A 19,083-nucleotide genomic window follows, 5' to 3' on the forward strand; every position below is an offset into this window, starting at 1 on the left:
GACCCGCAGCCGCCCGTACGGCGTCACACCCCGGCGCCTGCATCCCGTTGCGAGAAAGGCTCTGCCATGCCTGCTCAAGAGATGAAGCTTCCCCTGCTCTGCCAGGTTATCCACCTCAACGCGTTGCCGCAGCAGCCCGAGGGCTCGCGCTACATCGTCGCCTGGGGTGGCGGCATCCGCGAGCCGGAGGGCGGGCTCGGCTACGTCTTTGACATGTCGGGCAAGCGTACCGGCCGGCCCATCGCGTGGCTGCAAGACGGCGGGTTTGTCCATGCGGTCGACGGAATTATCTCGCTGGTGCCCGATGCCGAACCCGCGATCGGCCTTGCGCGTTGGCGCAACAAGGCCGACTCGGGGCGCATCACCGTGCGGCTCTCGGACGAAAACGTGCGCCAGGCGGCTGAGTACCATCAGCACGGCTCAGCCGGCTACTCGTTTGTGGAGCCGATCTGCGACCTCGGGCGCGCCTACACCGCGGCGCGTGTGCCCTTCCGCGAGCTGCTGGCCATCTCGTTCCTCGCGTTCTCCTACCTGCCGACCCTCGCCGGCAGCACCGATACGCTCGGCCGCACCATGGACGACGCGCTTACCGTATTCACGCAGCTTCCGCCGGCAGACGCCGTTGACGCGCTCATTGCCGAGGTGGTGAGCGGCGCGCGTACCTCGGGTTTTGAGCGCTACGCGGCGCTTATTTTGGCCGACGCCGACCCGGCGGCCTTCCGGGCGGTTGCCGCCCGCAACGAGGTCAGTCTCCGCCGGCTCGGCTCGACGGGGCTCTTTTGGCTGGCGTGCGACCTGTCGGCCCTCAACGGCGAGGAGTTCGACACGCTCATGGGCATGGAGGCGGCGCTCAACCGGCTGGCGCTCATGGCGCGCCGCGCCCGCGAGAACGATTCCAACGCTCTCGGCGCCTCGACGATGGCCTATTGCGCAGACGAGGACTGGCGGACGCTCCGCTCCATCACCAATCAGACGGCGCCGCTGCTCAAGGGGGCCGCGTATGGGGAAAACTCGCTGCGGACGCTCTATGGAGTGGCGGGTGCGCGTGGCGGCGAGTGGGACCTGCGCACGCGCTTTGCCGGAATTCTGGAGCGGCTTGCGCTGCCGTATCGGCTTGCGTACCGCTTTGCGGTGAACGCCGCAGCGGGTGAGATTACGGTGGCCGCCAAGGTGCCGGCGGCGCAGACGATGCCGCGCTGGGCGCGCGGTGCTGCCGGCGCGGGTGCGAAGGTGGTGGCTGCTGGCAGTGCCGCGGCGGGCGCGGGCGCGGCTGCGGCAGGCGAGTCGACCCCGCACGACGCGCTCGCCAAGCTTGCGGCAGCCGAGGGCCTTGCCCCCTGCGGCGACCATGCCGAGGTGGCCGCGAGCGCCTATGCCCTGCGCCTGGTGGCGGCGCTCGCCGCGGCGGGCTTTGGCTCGGGCGCGGGGGTGGCGCGCGTGCGCGTGCGCCTCTGCACCGACCGCGCGTTCAAGCAGCCCGTGCTTGCTGCAGAGATCGACCGCACGGCCTACATCATGTCGATCTACGACGCCGTCCGTAAGGGCACGTTCTCCGAGCCGCGCCTCACGTGGGGCGCGACCGGTTTAGCTGAGCTTCTGCAGCCGGGCAAGCTCTTCTACCGGTTAGGCGAGCGCCTGGGCTTGGAGCCGATTGACGGAGTGGGGGAGCTTACCAACCCGGCGCTTTCTGCGGCACCCGGAGAGGCCTCGCCCGAGCTCCTGGAGCTCGTGCAGTCTTCCTTTGACCCCGATCCGGCGCGCACGCAGTCCCTCTGGCTCGACGAGCGGCGCCTTACCCCAGAGCTTGCTGAGCTTCTGCATGCCGACGAGGTCCGCGAGCTTGACGTTTACCACCTGGGCGAGGACCCGTACAAGGAGCGTCTGGCCGAGGCCATCAAGCTCTCCGAGCCGCAGCCGCGTGAGGCGGCCCAGCAGCTCGCCGATCTGCTTGAGGTCATGAACCTGGTGGATGAGGTCAGCGGCGACTGCCCTGCGGCCGAGGTGGAGGCTGCTGCGGAAGGGGAGGTTGCCACGGAGCCGGCGCCTGCCGCAGAGCCTGGGGCCGATGCCGCGACTGGGGTGTCTGACGCAAGTGTCGCCGCCCCCGACCCGGCCGTCGCCACAACTGGCGAGCCCGCCGCGGCCGGCACACCCGCTGCCCCAGCGGCTCCGCGCCGCCTCTACTGCTCGAGCGGCATGGCCCGCCTCGCCATGAGTCTCGACGACCCCAACCCGCAGGCGCGCTACCGCTACGTTAACGACACGCGCTACGACACGCTGCTCGCCCTCGCGCGGCTCTGCATCGACAACCACGATGCCGCCCACGGGCTCGCCTATGCCGAGCAGGCCATCGACCTCGGACCCACGTCGCCGCGCGCCTACATCGTGGCAGCGACGGCCTGCGCTGATCTAGGCAACCTCGAGCGCGCGGCCAGCCTCCTCAAAGATGCCCTGCGCTACGACCTCGAGCCGCTCTCGTACACCTACACCTACTATCGGCTCGCCTTTGTGCTCTGGCGCGCCGGCGACCCGCGCGTCGGACTCGTCTGCTACGAGCGGGCGATGGCCAACCCGCGACTGCGTCAGGTTGCAAAGCAAGAGATGGACGAGCTCATGGCCGAGGCGCACATCGAGCACCCCTTTGACGCCGATGACGCGGTTGCCGTGCTCGCGGCGACGGACATCCCGATCGCCCCGACCGACGAGATGCTCGGCCTCGTGGCGCGCGCAATGATCGCCGCCGCCGACGCGGGCTTTATCAACCTGGCCTACGCCTACAGCCGCACGCTCCTCGATACCGTGCAGAGCGACGTGTTCTCGTCCGCCGCGGCCTCGCTCGCCCCCTGGGCCGAGTAGCCGCATATGGCGTGTGCCAGACAACTGCACATGTTCCGAATGGTGCGCGGGTCTCGGATGGCCCGCGCCCGGTCTGTCCGTCGCGGGTCCGGCGTGACGACGCGTCCGGCGGACCCTCCGCAGGCTCGTGCAACCCGCCCAAACCGCAGCTTAAGCCTCTCGTAAGGCTACCTTACAGAACTGCAAGCTAGCTGTAAGCCAAATCGATGGATGCGCCCGATGCCACCTGCGAAGATACTCGCAGGAGGTGTTTTTCATGGCTACCAGTAACCCGAGTACCATGTACGCAATGACCAAGCGCAACCCCTATGACCCCGAGCCCGCCGACGAGCAGCGCCCGCGCAACCGCATCGTACGCGCCGGCATGTCGGTGGCCGAGATGGTCATGTGGCTCGTTATCATGGCGGCCCTCGCCATCGGCATGCTCGTGATGCTCTGGAACGTATCGAAGTAGACGGGCGCGCACCCGGGAGCCGCCTCCGCCGGCACCGCCCCTCGACTCCGCTCTGCCCCTTCGCTCCCGTCCGTTCCCTGCTCCTAACCGCCCCTCAAGAAAGGACTCCCTCATGCCTCTCTCCCACACCCCGGCGCACGCCGCCCCCTCCCAAACCTCGAGCCCGGCACGGGCCACTTCAGGCAAGCTCCCCCAAACCCCTGCATCTGGAGGGGCCGTGCCGGTGCTCGAGGTGCGTCATATCGAGAAGGTCTACGGCAGCCGCCAAAACGTTACCCGCGCGCTCAACGATGTCTCGTTTGCCGTTAACCAGGGCGAGTTTGTGGGCATCATGGGCGCGTCGGGCTCCGGCAAGTCGACGCTTCTCAACTGCGTCTCTACCATCGACGCCGTCACCTCGGGCGAGGTGCTCGTGGGCGGCGTCGACGTCACCCGCATGAAGACCGCCAAGCTCACGCGCTTCCGCCGCGAGCAGCTCGGCTTTATCTTCCAAGACTCCAACCTGCTCGACACGCTCACCGCGCGCGAAAACATCGCTCTGCCGCTCACCATCAGCCGCGTGCCGGCCAAGGAGGTCCTGCGCCGTGTGGACGAGGTGGCCGGGCGCCTCGGCATTCGCGAGAACCTCGACAAGTACCCCTACCAGATGTCCGGCGGCCAGCAGCAGCGCGTCGCCGCGGCCCGCGCCCTCGTAACCGACCCGACCATCATCATGGCCGACGAGCCCACGGGCGCTCTCGACTCCAAGAACGCGCGCCTGCTGCTCGAGAGCTTCGAGGCCATGAACGAGCGCCTCTCGGCCACCGTGCTCATGGTCACGCACGACAGCTTTGCCGCGAGCTACACGCACCGGGTGCTCTTTATCCGCGACGGGCGGATCTTTACCGAGCTCCGCCGCGGCGCCGCCTCGCGCCAGGAGTTCTTTGAGCGCATCATGCAGGTCGTGGCGATGATGGGCGGTGAGGGCTCCGATGCTCTGTAAGATCGCATGGGGCAACGTCCGCCGAGCCGGGCGCGACTACCTCGTCTATCTGCTCACCCTCACGCTTGCCGTGACCGTCTTCTACGCCTTTAACACCATCTCGATCCAGGTTGACCTCGCGGGCGTGGCGGCCGAGAACGCGGGCGTGGGCGACCTCCTCGGCGGCATCATCTCCGGGCTCACCGTCTTTCTGGCGTTTGTGATGGGCTTTCTCATGGTGTACGCCAACAACTTTATCATGAAGCGCCGCAAGAAGGAGTTCGGCCTCTACCAGGTGCTCGGCATGAGCCGCGGGCAGGTTGCACGCATCATGGCGCTCGAGACGCTCATCGTTTCGGGCGGGGCGCTCGTGCTGGGGGTGCTCCTCGGCATTGCGCTCTCGCAGCTCATGGTGTTCTTTACCGCGTCGCTCTTTAAGACGCAGATTGCCGACTTCCATTTCTTCTTCTCGGTGGGCGCCTTTATGACCACCGTGGGTTGCCTGGTGGCGATCTTTTTGGTGACGCTTGTCTTTAACCTGCGCGTGGTGGCGCGTGCCCGCGTGATCGACCTTATGAGCGCGGGCCGGCAAAACGAGGTCGTGCACACGCGCAATCCCTGGGTCTCGGCCGCGGTCTTTGCGGTGGGGCTCGCCATGATCGTGGTGGCCTACGTGCGGCTGCTGAGCGACGGCCTGCCCTACGACGGCTCACCCGAGGGCATGACGGCCTTCCTCATTACCACGGCCACGGTTGTGGTGGGCACGATCCTCTTCTTCTTTGGGCTCTCGGGCTTTTTGCTCAAGGCGCTCCAGAGCGCGCACGGCCTCTATTGGCGCGGCCTCAACATGGTTACGCTGCGGCAGCTCGCCGCTAAGGTCAACACTGTGTCGTTCTCTATGGCCATGATCTCGATGATCCTCTTTTTGGCGATCACCGCCGTTACCACGGGCATGTCGCTTGCGAGCGTTATGAACGAGTCGGTGGAGCGCGGTACGCCGGTGGATTACACCGCAACGCTGATCTACTTCTCGCCGCAGTCGGTGGACGAGATGAACGCCGATGCCGCGTCGTGGGACGAGCCGGTGCGCTACGCCGCGGCCGACGGTCCGGTTGATGTGATGAAGGCGTTTGAGGCGGATACGTTTATGGAGGGCGAGCGCGAGGGAGAGCACTTTGACCTGGCGAGCATTGCGGGCGACTACCTGCAGGTTGACTGCTACGAGTCCACCCCGCGCGGCGCCACAAAGCCGCTCATCGCGCTCGATGAGCTCTGCCGCCGGGTTGACCTGCCGCTTCCCAAGGGCGTGGACGACAGCAGCGCCGCGTCAATGGGCCTTTTGGTGATGAGCGCGAGCAGCTACAACGCGTACCTGGCGTTTCGCGGCATGCCGCAGGTCGATTTTGGTTCGGACGGCTACACCGTTCTCTCCGACATGGGCGAGGCGGTGAACAAGGTCTACAACGCCGTGCTGGGCGAGGGACTGGAGCTTGAGCTGGGCGGGTGCACGCTGCGCCCGGTGCAGGACCGCGTCAACGAGGACGCTAGCACCTTTGCCAACTCCATGATGGGCATGAACTCCGGCATCGTGGTGATCCCCGACGACCTGCTCGCCACGCTCGACCTGCCGCCGTACAACAGCTACCTTCTGGTCGATTACGCCGACGGCGTGAGCGTGGCCGAGGGCGATGACTACGTGGCCGAGCCGCGCCTCTACGGCGACATCACCAATGCTGCGGGCGAGGTTGTTGCCGGGCACGGCGTGGAGGCGACGCGCACCTCGACCTACGAGAGCGTTGACTCCATGAACGGACTCATCTCGTATCTGGCCATCTACATCGGCTTCGTGCTCGTGGTGGCGTGCGCGGCGATCCTCACCATCCAGCAGCTTTCGGGCGTGGCCGACGCCGGGCGCAACTACCGGATCCTAGCCGAGCTCGGTACCTCCAAGCGCGAGATTTCCCATTCGGTACTGGTGCAGCAGTCGATCTTCTTCGTGTTCCCGCTGGCTGTGGGCATTGCGCACTCGTGCGTGGCGCTTTCGGTGATCATTGAGCTCGTGACGCTCTTTGGCGGTATGTCCATTGGCGGCACGGTGGGCTTTACGGCGCTGATCTTTGTGGTTGCCTATGGCGGGTACTTCTTGGTGACCTACCTGATGAGTCGAGGGATGGTGGCCGAATTCGTCCGCACCCGCTGACCCGGGCTCCTGTGGCACGCCATCTTGCCGCTCAATCGTCGGCCGCCGCGCGCGAGGCGTGCTCCCTCCTCTTTCGCGGCAACCTGGCGCACCACAGAAGCCCGGGTCCAGTCCGGCGGGGCGCTGCGGCTCGGCGGTTGCTTGCGTACCTTAAGTACGCGGCGCTCCTCCTTCGGCCCGACCTGCGGCACCTGGGACGTCCGGGCCCGGGCGGGAGGGCGCCGCAGAAGCCCGGGCCGGCGCTCCGAGCCCAACGCGAGTCAAAACGACTCCGTCCCAGAATGAGTCATAGTCCTCTGCGGTCCCATTTCTTCTAGTAGAACGAATCAGACATATTTGGGCCTCAAATCGTTCGAATCCTTCTATTAGAAAGAATTTCCATCCACTTAGTAGAAAGAATTCCCCGCATCAATCTGGCATCGATCGAAAGGAGTCCTCATGAAACGCATGTTGAAGGTTCTGATTGCCCTGGCGGTCATCGGTGTTGCCGCCGGTGCGGCGTGGTGGGGCTACGGACAGGTTTTTGGCTCGGGCGATGTTTGGTACGCGCAGGTGGACGGCGAGCGGCTCTCGGCCGCGGGCGAGAATAACAACGGCTTTGACTATCACTACGACCTGCCGGCTGCAAACGCTGCGGGAAAGACCGAGACGCTCGGCTTTGACACGAGCCGCGAGTTGCGCGACGGGGCCTACCTGCAGCTCAAGACGCTTGCGCTGCGCGGAGTGGTGAGCTGGGAGGAGGTCGCGTGGGACAAAATTCCCGCTGCGGCCCAGGAACGGCTCGATCCGCCGGCGGACAAGCCCGCCGCGGGTGACGCTCTGTCCGATACCCCTGCAGCTACAGGTCCAGGGGGTGAGGCGGATGCCGCATAGCGTCTCGTTGCACGGGGTTCTTGCGAGCATCACCGGCTTCTGGCTCCCGCTCATCGGATGGCTCGTTGCCATCGCCGTGGTGTGGCTTGTTGCGCGCCTCTTTCGGCGGTGAGTGGGGCGCAAGAGGGCTTCAGCGGCCGTTCTAGAAAATTCGACCCCCGATGTGAGTGTATGTTTTGAACGTCGCGAGTAGCACTGCACTTGAGTAAAGCATTCAACTGGGCAGATGATGGCGAATTGCCCGTGTTTTCGGCGGTCTACTCGGACTTTCCAAAAGATACACTCACATCGGGGGTCGAGTTGTTTTTAGGCGTCGCGCAACCCCGTCAGTTTCTCCTGCGAGGGGGCGATCAGGCTCCCGTGGCCAGCGAGCAAAGGCTGGTCGCAGGCGGCTGGGGGCAACTCCGCTGCTAGAGCATCAACCGCACGGTGGCGCAGGTCCGGCGGAAGATGAGCTGGCCTGCCAGCACCCCGACGGCGCCCAGCGCGAGGTTCCAGGCGAGCCCCGCTGCCGCGCCCGCGGCGGCGGAGAGACCAAAGCCGATGAGCGCGCCCAAGGCCGTAAGCACGAGCCCCACGATAACCACCAGTGTGATGGGGAAGCCTCGCTTGACAACCTCGGCCGGCGAGGTCCAGCTGTAGTTGGGGCGGCGCGCGTCGAGGCTAAGGCCGATGTTAACCGTGGAATAGAACGCGCCAAAGCCCGTGACCAGCACGCTTGCCGCTCCGAGCGCGTCGACCTGCCCCGTGGCCAAGAGCACGAGGGCGCTCACCGCAAGCGACCCCGCCACGGGCAGCGCGTTGGCGGCAAGCTTGGCGCCGAGCACGGTGCGCACGGGGAGCGGCGCGGTTGCCATGAGCCAGGCACTCCGCCCCTCCATCGAGACGGAGCAGGCCGCGCTCGGGCTCATAATCGCGCAGAACACAAACGCCCACGGCAGCAGGTTGGTCACAATCCCGCTTACGGCGTCGTAGGTCTCGGACGTTAGGTTCACGCCGTCGATGGCACCGGAGAGCACAAACTCGCGCACGCCCACCACGCTGAGCGCCACCGCCATAACAATCATGAGCAGGTATCCAAAAAGGCAGTTAAAGGCATACGACGGCACGCCGAGGAGTGTGCGGTACTCTTTGACCACGAGCGCGCGGAAGGGCGTTGAGCTGCGCCCGCTTTGGCTGCGGAGGTGCTCGGCCGAGAGGTCGCCCCGCCCCGCCCCGGCGCTGAGCGCCCCGTTGATAGCGAGGTAGCAGCGCTGCACGATCTCTACGGCAAGCGCCGTTACAGCGAGCGCGCTCAGCGCAAAGAGGGCAAACGGCACCGCATCGCCGGTGGCGGTGGCGCGCGACAGCCACGCAGCGGGCGGCCACCCGGCCGACAGCGCGTTGCTTGCGGTGGAAAGCGCGCCCTCAACCTGTGACATCGTCTGCTCGTGACCGTTGGCGTTGGCAGCGAACGAGAACGCGTACATCCCCACGAAGAGAGCTGCGAAAGCAACAAGCGAGATAACGATGTAGGCGAGGTTGGCGTGGCGAAAGCGCGACGAGGCGGCGGAGAGGCAGAAGGCGAGAAAGATCGCAATGCTCGTGGGGATGGCCGGCGCAAGCACGAGGCCCGCCGCGGCGCAGAGGATGGTCCAGGGGCTCGCGGTGACGAGCACGAGGTAGACGGCCCACAGCGGCAGGGCAAAGGCAGCGCCGGTTACGATGGCGCTGCCAAAGAGTGCCACGAGCCGCGAGGCCACCACGGTGCGCCGCGGGATGGGGAGCGCCATCACGAGGTCAAAGTCCACGAGGCCAAAGAGCGTGCCGTTGGCCTTCATAAAGGTAAAGACCACGCCGGCAAGCGAGCTCACGAGTACGGCAAACGCGGGGATGGCGTTAGCAAGCCCCATGCTCACGAGCATGATGCCAAGAAGTCCCATATAGGCCACGGCGAGGAGCGCGAGCACGGCAAACGCCAGCACAAGAAGCACCATGCGGCCAGCGGTGCGCTTGTGGGCCGCGTCGCGGCCAGCGGGGGAGAGGGCGTGCAGGAGGCTCCGAACCTGGACGCCGAGGAGGAGAAAGAACGCGCGCATACACGTCACCTTCTAGGCCTGGCTGCGCGTGCGGAGCGCGCTGTCGGCGTGGGGTGTGGGCGATACCTCGGGCGCCGCGGCGCCGGCAGCGGGCGCTGCGGGAGCGTCGGCGCCTGCGGGGACCTCGGCCAGCTCGAGAAAGACGTCCTCGAGCGAGTCGTCGCCGCGGACCTCGTCGGTGGTGCCGGCGGCAACGAGCTCGCCCCGGCGGATGATGGCGACCTTGTTGCAGAGGCGCTCGACCACCTCGAGCACGTGCGACGAGAAAAAGACCGCGCCGCCGCGCTCGGCAAGCTCGTGCAGGATCTGCTTGAGCTCGTGCGAGGCGAGCGGGTCGAGCCCCACAAAGGGCTCGTCGAGCACGAGCAGCCGAGGCTCGTGCACAAGCGCCCCGATGAGCACGAGCTTTTGGCGCATGCCGTGGGAGTAGCTGCTCACAGGGTCGCCGAGCGCGGCGGTGAGGTCGAGCCGCTCGGCGAGCTCGGTGATGCGGCGGCTGCGCACATCGGCCGGCACCTCAAAGACATCGGCGATGAAGGTGAGGTACTGGAGTCCGGTCATAAAGTCGTAGACATCGGGGTTATCGGGCACGTAGGCGCAAAGGCGCTTGGCCGCGACGGGGTCGGCCGAAACGTCGACGCCGCAGATGCGGATGCTGCCGGCGTCGATGGTCTGAACGCCCACGATGGAGCGGATGAGCGTGGTCTTGCCGGCGCCGTTGTGGCCGATAAAGCCGTAGATGTCGCCCGGCTCGACGGTGAGGGAGAGGTCGCGCACGGCAATCTTCTTGCCGTAACGCTTCTGGTAGTGGCTGACCTCGAGCACCGGGGTGCGGCCGGGGAGGTTACTGTTGGGCATGGTTGCTCCTTGAGATTTGTGGCGGCGATTGTGGCCCGGTTTGGGCTCGATGTCGCGCCGCCGCGGCGGGCGCTTGCAGATGTTGGCCGATTGTCCGTATCAAATTTGCGCATGGCCGAGTAGACCGCCCTTGCGGCTTGGCGCGACCTGCGGTTTTTACCGGTGACTAATTCACAGCTATTCGGCGGACCGGGAATATGGTACGGACAATCGGTGGTTTTTGTTTTTGAGAGTAGGAGGGTGAGAGACTACGCGTCGTCCTGTTCCTGCGGTGGACCCTGGTTGCCATCGCCTTTCTTGGGCAGGCGCCCGGCACGCTTGAGCGCGTCGCGTAAGATCCACTCCACCTGACCGTTGGCACTGCGCATCTCGTCATCGGCCCAGCGCTGGACGGCGGCCCAGATGTCGGGGTCGATGCGGAGCGGATATTGTTTGCGTGCCATGGCGGTCACCTGCTTGGGGGTCATTTGGGGGTGGAGCGGGGGCGGCGCCGCGCGGGAAGACGGTGCCAAGCACCAGACCCCGCGCGCTGCTGCCTACCGACGACGAACGCGCACGGCCGTGCCCGAGGCGACCGTCATGATCATGCCCTCAAAGGTCTCGTACCCCAGCGAGGCGCCCACCACGGCGTTGGCTCCAAGCGCCTCGGCGCGCTGCTGCATCTCGTCGAGCACCACCTGGCGGGCCCGCTGCATCTCCTCCTCGTAGCCGGCGGAGCGGCCGCCAAACATGTTGCGGAGCCCGGCGCCCATATCGCGGAACATGTTGATGCCCATAACAGCCTCGCCGGCAACAACGCCCAGGTACTCGGTGATCTCGTAGTTATCGATGGTGGAGGTGGTGGTAACGATCATGGTGATCCTTTCAGAGGGGAGGGGTGCGTGCGTAGGGCGCGGGCGCGGGCGGTGCGGTCTGCGGATGGCGTGGGCGGCGCGGCCAAATCGGTCGGCCCGCCCCACGTGGCGTCCGCACCCGCTCCGCTGCCCGCGCCCGTCCGCGCTCAGCCGCTAGTACAGCGACCCGGCGTTGACGATGGGGTGCGCCTCGGACTCGCCGCAGAGCACCACCATGAGGTTCGAGGCCATCTGGGCTTTGCGCTCCTCGTCGAGCTCGATCTTGCCGTGCTGCCCCAGCTCGTCCACGGCCATCTCGACCATGGTCACGGCGCCCTCAACGATCTTCTTGCGCGCGGCGATCACGGCTTCAGCCTGCTGGCGGCGGAGCATCGCCTGGGCGATTTCGGGCGCGTAGGCGAGGTGCGTGAGGCGCGCGTCGTCCACCGCCACGCCGGCGGGCGCCAGGCGCTGGGTGAGCTCGTGCTTGAGCGCGGTCGAGACCTCCTCGATGTTGGAGCGCAGGGTGATGGAGTCCATGAAGTCCGAGCTGTCCTCGGCGTGGTCGTAGGCGTAGATGCTCGCCACGTGGCGAAGCGCCGTCTCGGCCTGCGTGGCCACAAACTGCTCGTAGTTGTCCACGTCAAAGAGGGCCTTGGCGGTGTCCTTAACGTGCCAGACCACCACGTTGGCGATCTCGATGGGGTTGCCCATCTTGTCGTTGACCTTGAGGATCTCGCCGTTGAGCGTGCGGGCGCGGACCGAGATCTTGGTGGAGAGGGCAGACGTAGCCTTGGTTGCGGTCTCGATTTGCTTGCCCAGCGAGAGGCCGCTCTTGCTGATAACCTCTGCCGTGGCGTTTTCAGTGGCGCTGCTCGAACCCATGCTGCGGCTGTAGAAGGGGTTCGCCCAGCGGAAGCCCTCGTCGCGAACAGTACCCTTGTAGTCGCCGAAGAGGATACAGACGCGTGCCTGACCCGGCTGCAGTGTGAAGAAGCCGGAGACGAGGATGCACCAGGCGATGAAGAGGACGACGCTTACGATGACCATGATGACCGGGAGCGTGGCGGATTCGCCCGAGTCGTCCGTGGCAATGGCGATGCCGATTCCGCCGGCAAACAGGGCGATGACGACCACGAGGCCGATGATGCTCACCGCGAGCATGCCCCAGCCGGACGCAGCCTTGATCTTCTTCTCGGCACTCATGAGAGTTCCTTTCTCGCTATCGGTCGCGCGATGCGACCCGTGCCGTCTGGGCGGCAGATCGGTCCGCCCAGACGGCGCTACCCCTGATGTGGTGGCGGGGGGGGGTGCTCCCCGAGCGGGCGCCCTCGTGGCGCGCGTTGATCGCATTGTGATATCACATTGAGGTCATGTCAACGACCGTTCACCGATTGTGCGGCGATGTCGGCAGGCGGCATCCAACCGCCGGCAGACGGCGCAGGGGCTCGCGTTGCTAGCTGTGGCGCATGATGCTCGCGGCGATATGCGCCGCGAGGAACGACGCAGCTTATCGGAGCAGCGAAACGTAGCAATAGCGGTCGTCACGCGGCGCGGCGGTTAGCCTTCTCCAACTTGTGCGCTTCGCTTGAAGCGCGGTTTTTCGGCCGTGCGGCCCCGTGTGCCCGCGGGGTCGTATGGTATGCTTGCGCCCTAGTCAAACATTCCCGGTGAGCTGCGAAAATTGTGGGTATGTCAACACTTTTCCGCACCGGCCCCGTGCCGGCGCCGTGCCCTTCCTCGCTTCTTGCCGGGACGACCGCCCCGGCAGCCTTGCACCTGCCCGGGCACAAGGAGCGTGGTTTAGCACATGGCAGATGCGATGCAGGAAGCCTGGGAGGGCTTTGAGCCCGGCACGTGGACCGACGAGGTCGACGTGCGCGACTTCATCCAGCGCAACTACACCCCCTACGAAGGCGACGAGTCGTTCCTCGCCGGCCCCACCGAGCGTACGCGCGAGCTGTGGGCGACGGTCATGGACCTCTTTGCGCAGGAGCGCGCGCAGGGCGGCGTGCTCGACATGGACACCAAGACCGTGACGGGCATCGTGGCCCACCCGGCAGGCTACATCGACCCCGCGCACCCCGAGCGCGAGACCATCGTCGGCCTCCAGACCGACAAGCCGCTCAAGCGCGCGCTGCACGTCAACGGCGGTATCCGCATCTCGGTGCAGGCCGCGGCGCAGCACGGCTACCAGATCGACCCCGACGTTGTCGAGACCTACACCTATCGCCGCAAGACCCATAACGCCGGCGTCTTCGACGTCTATACGCCCGAGATGCGCGCCTGCCGCTCGTCGCACATCATCACGGGCCTCCCCGACGGCTACGGCCGCGGCCGCATCATCGGCGATTACCGCCGCGTGGCGCTCTACGGTGTCGACTACCTCATCAAGGACAAGGAGGCCCAGAAGGCCTCGACCCCCGTCGTCATGACGGAGGAGAACATCCGCGACCGCGAGGAGCTCACCGAGCAGATCCGTGCGCTCGGCCAGCTCAAGATGATGGCCGACTTCTACGGCTTCGACATCTCCGGCCCGGCGACGAACGTCCAAGAGGCCATCCAGTGGATGTACTTCGCCTACCTCGCCTCCGTGAAGGACCAGAACGGCGCCGCCATGTCCATGGGCCGCACCTCGACCTTCATCGACATCTACGCCGAGCGCGACCTCGCCCGCGGCACGTTTACCGAGGAGCAGATCCAGGAGTTCGTCGACCACTTCATCATGAAGCTCCGCATGGTCAAGTTCGCCCGTACGCCCGAGTACCAGAACCTGTTCTCCGGCGACCCGCAGTGGGTGACCGAGTCCATCGGCGGCATGGGCGTGGACGGCCGCACGCTCGTCACCAAGACGGCGTTCCGCTACCTGCACACGCTTGAGAACATGGGCACGAGCCCCGAGCCCAACCTGACGGTGCTCTGGTCGACCAACCTGCCCCAGAAGTTCAAGGAGTTCTGCGCCAAGGCCTCGATCGCGAGCTCGTCTATCCAGTACGAGAACGACGACGTCATGCGGGTCTATCACGGTGATGACTACGCCATCGCCTGCTGCGTCTCCTCCATGCGCGTGGGTAAGGAGATGCAGTTCTTCGGTGCCCGCGCCAACCTCGCCAAGTGCCTGCTCTACGCGCTCAACGGCGGTGTGGACGAGATCACCAAGAAGCAGGTGGGCCCGGCGTACCGTCCCGTAGTGGGCGACACGCTCGATTACGATGACGTAATGGCCAAGTTCCGCGACATGATGCGCTGGCTCGCCGGCGTGTACGTCAACGCGCTCAACATCATCCACTACATGCACGACAAGTATTGCTACGAGGCCATTCAGATGGCGCTGCACGACAAGCACGTCAAGCGCTGGTTCGCCACGGGCATCGCCGGCCTGTCGGTGGTTGCCGACTCGCTCAGCGCGATCAAGTACGCCAAGGTCCACCCCGTGCGCGACGAGAACGGCGTGATCGTGGACTTTGAGATCGAGGGCGAGTTCCCCAAGTACGGCAACGACGACGATCGCGTGGACACCATCGCGCACGACATCGTGCACGAGTTCATGGAGTTCATCCGTATGAACGATACGTACCGCAACTCGATCCCCACCACGTCGGTGCTCACCATCACCTCCAACGTCGTGTACGGCAAGAACACCGGCGCCACGCCGGACGGCCGCAAGAAGGGCGTGCCGTTCGCCCCGGGCGCGAACCCCATGCACCAGCGCGACACGCACGGCGCCATCGCGAGCCTGAGCTCTGTGTCCAAGCTGCCCTTCCGCGACGCGCAGGACGGTATCTCCAACACGTTCTCCATCATCCCGGGCGCGCTCGGCAAGGAGGACGAGGTGTTCTTCGGCGACCTCGACCTCGACAGCCTCGACTTCTCGACGGCGGAGTTCTCGGTCGACGCACCGGAGTGCGCCGACTGCTAGGTGATTCATTTGGGGATTCATTTGGGGACGGGGTCGAAATATGGCATCGCAGTTGTCGCTTCGACCCCGGCCCAGATGCCGCAACTAGGCGGTTGCCAAAAATGCTATGATTGCGCTAACAGATAGCGCGCCTTCCGAAAGGAGTTCCCATGCAGGTCAAGGATGTACCCCAGGCCCAGGCCGATAACCTCGTGCAGATGCTCGACGCGTATGCCGAGAAGGGCGGCCACCACCTCAACGTCAACGTGTTCAATCGCGACACGCTGCTCGATGCGCAGGCGCACCCCGAGAAGTACCCGCAGCTCACCATTCGCGTGTCGGGCTACGCGGTCAACTTCCACAACCTCACGAAGGAGCAGCAGGACGAGGTCATCAGCCGTACGTTCCACCAGGCGATGTAGCCTGTAGGTGTATGGATGCGCAGTCGGCAGGTCTTGGGGCTTGCCGGCTGTTAGGCGCGGCCGGCCGGCGGTGAGCCGACGGCAGCGTGCAGGCCGGCGGTGCGAGAGCTCCGCCGGCCTTTCTTGTGCAAAAACCGGCGGGGTGGTGCGCCTCGCCGGTTTTGCGTTTGGTGCGGTTACGCTGCGCCTGGTCTGGGGTTGTCGGGTGATGCATCGCCTCCCCGGCTCATCGACCAGCCGAACGGCGGGCTACCGGGCTACCAGCTCTCCTCAATCTCGCGAATGCGCTGGTAGAGCCATTCATTTTGCGGTACGAGAATACCGTGGCGGCGGGCGAGGCGGCAGATGGTGCCCGAGAACTCCTCGACCTCGGTGCGCCGCTGCGCGATGCGGTCCTGCGCCATCGACGGCATGCCCGCCGGGTCGAGGCTCGCGATCAGCTCGGCCATCTCGGTGAGGTCGGCCTCGCCCATGTTCACGCCCTCGGCCCGGCCCACGGCGAGGGTCTCGCGCATCGCGGCGATAAAGCTCCGGTTCTGCTCACTCGCCGGCTCGCTCGCGCTGCCGTACGTGCCGCCATAGACCATGCAGGTCTGGTTGATCCCAACGTTGAGCATGAGCTTGACCCACATGCGATGCCGGATGTCGGGCTCAACCACGTGCGCAATCCCCGCGCGCTCGTAAAAGTTAGCGATTGCGTCGCACACGCCGGGGAGCGTGCCTTCCGCCGCGCCAAAGCGAATTTCGCCCGTGTGGGTAAAGGTGAGCTCCCCGTTAAGAAAGACCGCGTCCATGCCCTGCGCGATGCCGAGCACCACGCGCTCCCAGCCGTAGCGCTGGGCGATGCGCTCTTCGCTCGTGATGCCGTTGAGGAGCGAGGCGATGCAGGTGTTGGGCCCCACGAGCGGCGCCATGCTCTCGATCGCCGCGTCGAGCCCGCCGGCCTTGACGGCCAAGATCACGAGATCGACCGGTTTGGCCTCGCTCATGGGGACGGTGCGGATCTGGCACAGCTCGCCGTTGACGAGCACCTCCTCGCCCGCGTGGCGGCGGAAGCGCTCGTCGTCCATCGCAAACTCCACGGCGTCGGGGCCGATGTTCTGGGCGATGAGGCTCCCGTACATGAGCCCCACGGCCCCTTTGCCCACGATGGCGGCGCGCTCGATCTGCATGCGAATCTCCTTTTCTGTGGTGGTTCCGCGGGCTTAGCGGGTCCGCGGGTCGTGCGGAGTGGCCCGGCGCGCCCGTTTGGGGCGGCGCCGGGCCACTCTTGTCGTTTCTAGCTCCGGTCTACCTTAGTCCTCGACTGGGCAGATGGCAAAGCATCGCGCAGGATACCCCACGCCGTCGCGGAGCTTGGGGAAGGCGCACACAATGAGCGCGCCGGTCTCGGGCACCTCGTCCAGGTGGTCCATGACTTCAATCTGAAAACGGTCCTGCGCCAGAATGTACTGCTCGGCGGGGTAGGGGTAAAAGCCTGCGCGCGTGGTGACGCGAGCCGGGTCGGTATCGGCCGGCTCGTGCCCGATGGCGCCGATGTTGCGCTCCTCCACGAGCCACTTGATGGCCTCGAGATCCCAGCCGGGATAGTGCGGCTGACCAGCGGGATCTTTGTTCTCGAGGTCGGCCTTGTGCGACCAGTCGGAGCGGAAGGCCACAAACGCGCCCTCGGGGATGCACCCGTGCTTGGCCTCCCATGCGGTGAGATCGTCGACGGTGAGAACGTAGTCGGGATCGGCGGCGCATTCCTCGTGCAGGTCAATCACGCAGAGCGGCATGACAAGCTCGAGAGGCTCGATAGCGTCGAGCGCGCGGCCGTTGCTCCAGAAGTGCCGCGGCGCGTCCACGTGCGTGCCGTACTGCGAGGCGACGGAATACTCGTAGCATCGCATGGGTGCCATCATGTTTTCGGGTGTGCCGGGCAGGTAGTCAAAGAGGAGCTTGCTGGCAAACGGCCTAAAGCCAAACCAGTGCGGGGTCTCGGCGGAAAGCGTGTGGGTGAGGTCGACCCAGCGGTAGCGTGGGCTCTTGAGCTCGGCGACGAGGGACCAGAGGCCGGTGCCGGCGGCAGTGGGAGAGGTGAGCGACGGCGCGGTGGCGGCCGCCGGAGCTGCGGTGGTGGCGGCGACGGGCGTGGTGGCGCCGCGACGGCCGGCGGTGCGCTGGCGAGCAGAGGCGGTGCGAGTGGGCGTGGCAGTGGTGGTCATGGTCGGTCCCTTCTCTGGGGTTTTGATGGCCCCATCGTAGAAAGACTTTGTGTCCGGCCCTTTTCGGCCATGTTGCGCCTTGAATGGAAACTGAGCCGTAAAGGGCTGGATACGGCTGCGAAACCCCGGCGACACAATCGTTTGGGCCGGAGCGGGTGTGCGAATGGGGCGCTTGAGGCGCCTTGGGGCAGCCCACTCTGTGCAGAAATCAACTCGACCCCCGATGTGAGTGTATCTTTTGGCAGCTCCAAGTAGACAGCCCGTTCGGCGTCAAAAATCCTCTTGTTCTCGCAGGAAAGCGCTTTATGTAACTAAAGTGCTACTCGTCCTTCCCAAAAGATGCACTCACATCGGGGGTCGAGTTTTTTGGGGACGCGCGGTGGCGCGGCGTAAAGGCTCCTCGGAGGCGGAAGCGCCCCGTGCGTGACGACGCGTTGTCGCGGGGCCCGCGCGCGGCTATCTTCGGCCCGTTCCGCGCATGGGCTACAATGCTGGAACGGGCATGTGCGCCCGCGAAAGGGGTGGCTATGGCTCGGATTGAACTCACACCGCAGGACGGCGCCCAGCCAACGCGCTTTGCCCTCGGCCGCATCCATTCGGTGGAGACGATGGGCACGGTTGATGGGCCGGGTATCCGTTTCGTTGTCTTTGTGCAGGGCTGCCCCATGCGCTGTCTCTACTGCCACAACCCCGATACCTGGGCCACTGGCGAGGGTGCGGGTTCCGAGGTAACCGTTGAGCGCCTGGTGGACGAGTTTGAGAGCAACCGGCAGTTCTACCGCAACGGCGGCGTGACCGTGTCGGGCGGCGAGCCGCTGCTCCAGGCTGATTTTGTGGCCGACCTCTTTGCCGAGTTGCACGCCCGGCCGCGCGGACGGGTGCACACCTGCCTCGATACTTGTGGCTACGCCTTCGACCCGGCGCATCCCGAGCGCACGGCGCGCCTGCTCGACGAATGCGACCTGGTGCTGCTCGACATCAAGCACGCTGACCCCGAGGGGCACCGCGCGCTTACGGGCCGCGACCCTGCGCGCATTCTGGCGTTTGGCGACGAGCTCGCCCGCCGCGGTACGCCGGTGGTCATCCGCCATGTGATCGTGCCGGGTTACACCGACACGCCCGAGGAGTGCGAGGCGCTCGGCAGGCTCATCGCCCCGTGGCGTAACGTCGCCGGGCTCGAGATGCTGCCCTACCATACGCTCGGCGTGGTCAAGTACGAGCAGATGGGGCTGGACTATCCGCTCGCCGGCGTGCCCGAGATGGACAAGGCGCGCATCCCGGAGCTGCGTGCAGCGGTGCTCCGCGGTATCCGTGCCGGCCGGAGCTAGAGGCACCGCCCCGGTTGCCACACTTTGTCGCGTAAACCCGTCGTGAGACCACCTAAGATGACGAACTGCGGCAGCCGCGGGGTCCCCGGTTGCGCGGCTGCCGCATTTTGTTACG

16 protein-coding genes are annotated in these 19,083 nt (G+C 65.9%); 9 read left to right on the forward strand and 7 right to left on the reverse strand.

All coding sequences use genetic code 11. From position 1 onward, the window contains the following. Window positions 1-81: 81 nt before the first annotated feature. The 6 genes from B5G20_RS00350 to B5G20_RS10625 all read left to right on the forward strand — a co-directional run bounded on the left by B5G20_RS00350 (window position 82) and on the right by B5G20_RS10625 (window position 7,456). On the forward strand, window positions 82-2,856 hold the full coding sequence (locus B5G20_RS00350; protein WP_143750180.1) for a hypothetical protein: 2,775 nt from the start codon (window positions 82-84) through the stop codon (window positions 2,854-2,856). Window positions 2,857-3,112: 256 nt separating this feature from the next. After that, window positions 3,113-3,310 (forward strand): hypothetical protein, encoded by a 198-nt coding sequence (locus B5G20_RS10055; RefSeq protein WP_143750181.1) that lies wholly within the window; start codon window positions 3,113-3,115, stop codon window positions 3,308-3,310. A gap of 112 nt (window positions 3,311-3,422) precedes the next feature. After that, window positions 3,423-4,292 carry an ABC transporter ATP-binding protein gene (locus tag B5G20_RS00355; protein WP_087353752.1) on the forward strand — a complete coding sequence of 290 codons (870 nt, stop codon included), beginning with the start codon at window positions 3,423-3,425 and terminating at the stop codon, window positions 4,290-4,292. Then, on the forward strand, window positions 4,282-6,471 hold the full coding sequence (locus B5G20_RS00360) for an ABC transporter permease (protein WP_087353755.1): 2,190 nt from the start codon (window positions 4,282-4,284) through the stop codon (window positions 6,469-6,471). The genes B5G20_RS00355 and B5G20_RS00360 overlap by 11 nt, the downstream gene beginning before the upstream one ends. A 438-nt stretch (window positions 6,472-6,909) precedes the next feature. Continuing rightward, window positions 6,910-7,344: a YxeA family protein gene (locus tag B5G20_RS00365; RefSeq protein WP_087353758.1), complete on the forward strand. Its 435-nt coding sequence runs from the start codon at window positions 6,910-6,912 to the stop codon at window positions 7,342-7,344. After that, window positions 7,334-7,456, forward strand: coding sequence for a hypothetical protein (locus B5G20_RS10625; protein ID WP_255376932.1), 123 nt, complete (start codon window positions 7,334-7,336; stop codon window positions 7,454-7,456). Before B5G20_RS00365 ends, B5G20_RS10625 begins: the two co-directional genes overlap by 11 nt. 298 nt (window positions 7,457-7,754) lie before the next feature. Here B5G20_RS10625 and B5G20_RS00370 read toward each other — a convergent pair whose 3' ends face one another. The 5 genes from B5G20_RS00370 to B5G20_RS00390 all read right to left on the reverse strand — a co-directional run bounded on the left by B5G20_RS00370 (window position 7,755) and on the right by B5G20_RS00390 (window position 12,319). Then, the gene (locus B5G20_RS00370) at window positions 7,755-9,422 is read right to left on the reverse strand and encodes a hypothetical protein (RefSeq protein WP_087353761.1); all 1,668 of its coding nucleotides are present in this window, start codon (window positions 9,420-9,422) and stop codon (window positions 7,755-7,757) included. 12 nt (window positions 9,423-9,434) lie between these two features. Further along, complete coding sequence (locus B5G20_RS00375; RefSeq protein ID WP_087353762.1) at window positions 9,435-10,280, reverse strand: ABC transporter ATP-binding protein; 846 nt, start codon at window positions 10,278-10,280, stop codon at window positions 9,435-9,437. Between the two features lie 248 nt (window positions 10,281-10,528). Beyond that, window positions 10,529-10,723, reverse strand: coding sequence for an Arc family DNA binding domain-containing protein (locus tag B5G20_RS00380; RefSeq protein ID WP_087353765.1), 195 nt, complete (start codon window positions 10,721-10,723; stop codon window positions 10,529-10,531). 93 nt (window positions 10,724-10,816) lie between these two features. Further along, window positions 10,817-11,134: a YbjQ family protein gene (locus B5G20_RS00385; protein WP_087353767.1), complete on the reverse strand. Its 318-nt coding sequence runs from the start codon at window positions 11,132-11,134 to the stop codon at window positions 10,817-10,819. A gap of 153 nt (window positions 11,135-11,287) precedes the next feature. Next, complete coding sequence (locus B5G20_RS00390) at window positions 11,288-12,319, reverse strand: SPFH domain-containing protein (RefSeq protein WP_087353769.1); 1,032 nt, start codon at window positions 12,317-12,319, stop codon at window positions 11,288-11,290. 616 nt (window positions 12,320-12,935) lie between these two features. On the opposite strand from B5G20_RS00390, the gene pflB reads away from it, so the two are divergent. Then, window positions 12,936-15,032, forward strand: a complete 2,097-nt coding sequence (gene pflB, locus B5G20_RS00395; protein WP_087354584.1) for a formate C-acetyltransferase — start codon at window positions 12,936-12,938, stop codon at window positions 15,030-15,032. A 149-nt stretch (window positions 15,033-15,181) separates the two neighbouring features. Beyond that, window positions 15,182-15,433: an autonomous glycyl radical cofactor GrcA3 gene (gene grcA3 / locus B5G20_RS00400; RefSeq protein ID WP_087204725.1), complete on the forward strand. Its 252-nt coding sequence runs from the start codon at window positions 15,182-15,184 to the stop codon at window positions 15,431-15,433. Window positions 15,434-15,690: 257 nt separating this feature from the next. Here the strand turns inward: grcA3 and B5G20_RS00405 are convergent, their stop codons facing one another. Both B5G20_RS00405 and B5G20_RS00410 read right to left on the reverse strand, forming a co-directional pair. Beyond that, complete coding sequence (locus B5G20_RS00405) at window positions 15,691-16,605, reverse strand: ketopantoate reductase family protein (protein WP_087353774.1); 915 nt, start codon at window positions 16,603-16,605, stop codon at window positions 15,691-15,693. 123 nt (window positions 16,606-16,728) lie between these two features. Continuing rightward, on the reverse strand, window positions 16,729-17,640 hold the full coding sequence (locus tag B5G20_RS00410) for a cyclase family protein (RefSeq protein WP_087353777.1): 912 nt from the start codon (window positions 17,638-17,640) through the stop codon (window positions 16,729-16,731). A gap of 527 nt (window positions 17,641-18,167) precedes the next feature. Here B5G20_RS00410 and pflA point away from each other — a divergent pair. Continuing rightward, complete coding sequence (gene pflA / locus B5G20_RS00415) at window positions 18,168-18,968, forward strand: pyruvate formate-lyase-activating protein (protein WP_087353782.1); 801 nt, start codon at window positions 18,168-18,170, stop codon at window positions 18,966-18,968. The last annotated feature ends 115 nt before the right edge of the window (window positions 18,969-19,083 follow it).

Origin of the sequence: Collinsella sp. An7, assembly GCF_002159335.1 — a bacterium.
Taxonomy (GTDB): Bacteria; Actinomycetota; Coriobacteriia; order Coriobacteriales; family Coriobacteriaceae; genus Coprousia.

Coding starts and splice junctions, on each gene's coding strand:
- B5G20_RS00350 (WP_143750180.1), top strand. CDS start 82: ATGAAGCTTCCCCTGCTCTGCCAGGTTATCCACCTCAACGCGTTGCCG.
- B5G20_RS10055 (WP_143750181.1), top strand. CDS start 3,113: ATGGCTACCAGTAACCCGAGTACCATGTACGCAATGACCAAGCGCAAC.
- B5G20_RS00355 (WP_087353752.1), top strand. CDS start 3,423: ATGCCTCTCTCCCACACCCCGGCGCACGCCGCCCCCTCCCAAACCTCG.
- B5G20_RS00360 (WP_087353755.1), top strand. CDS start 4,282: ATGCTCTGTAAGATCGCATGGGGCAACGTCCGCCGAGCCGGGCGCGAC.
- B5G20_RS00365 (WP_087353758.1), top strand. CDS start 6,910: ATGAAACGCATGTTGAAGGTTCTGATTGCCCTGGCGGTCATCGGTGTT.
- B5G20_RS10625 (WP_255376932.1), top strand. CDS start 7,334: ATGCCGCATAGCGTCTCGTTGCACGGGGTTCTTGCGAGCATCACCGGC.
- B5G20_RS00370 (WP_087353761.1), bottom strand. CDS start 9,422: ATGCGCGCGTTCTTTCTCCTCCTCGGCGTCCAGGTTCGGAGCCTCCTG.
- B5G20_RS00375 (WP_087353762.1), bottom strand. CDS start 10,280: ATGCCCAACAGTAACCTCCCCGGCCGCACCCCGGTGCTCGAGGTCAGC.
- B5G20_RS00380 (WP_087353765.1), bottom strand. CDS start 10,723: ATGGCACGCAAACAATATCCGCTCCGCATCGACCCCGACATCTGGGCC.
- B5G20_RS00385 (WP_087353767.1), bottom strand. CDS start 11,134: ATGATCGTTACCACCACCTCCACCATCGATAACTACGAGATCACCGAG.
- B5G20_RS00390 (WP_087353769.1), bottom strand. CDS start 12,319: ATGAGTGCCGAGAAGAAGATCAAGGCTGCGTCCGGCTGGGGCATGCTC.
- pflB (WP_087354584.1), top strand. CDS start 12,936: ATGCAGGAAGCCTGGGAGGGCTTTGAGCCCGGCACGTGGACCGACGAG.
- grcA3 (WP_087204725.1), top strand. CDS start 15,182: ATGCAGGTCAAGGATGTACCCCAGGCCCAGGCCGATAACCTCGTGCAG.
- B5G20_RS00405 (WP_087353774.1), bottom strand. CDS start 16,605: ATGCAGATCGAGCGCGCCGCCATCGTGGGCAAAGGGGCCGTGGGGCTC.
- B5G20_RS00410 (WP_087353777.1), bottom strand. CDS start 17,640: ATGACCACCACTGCCACGCCCACTCGCACCGCCTCTGCTCGCCAGCGC.
- pflA (WP_087353782.1), top strand. CDS start 18,168: ATGGCTCGGATTGAACTCACACCGCAGGACGGCGCCCAGCCAACGCGC.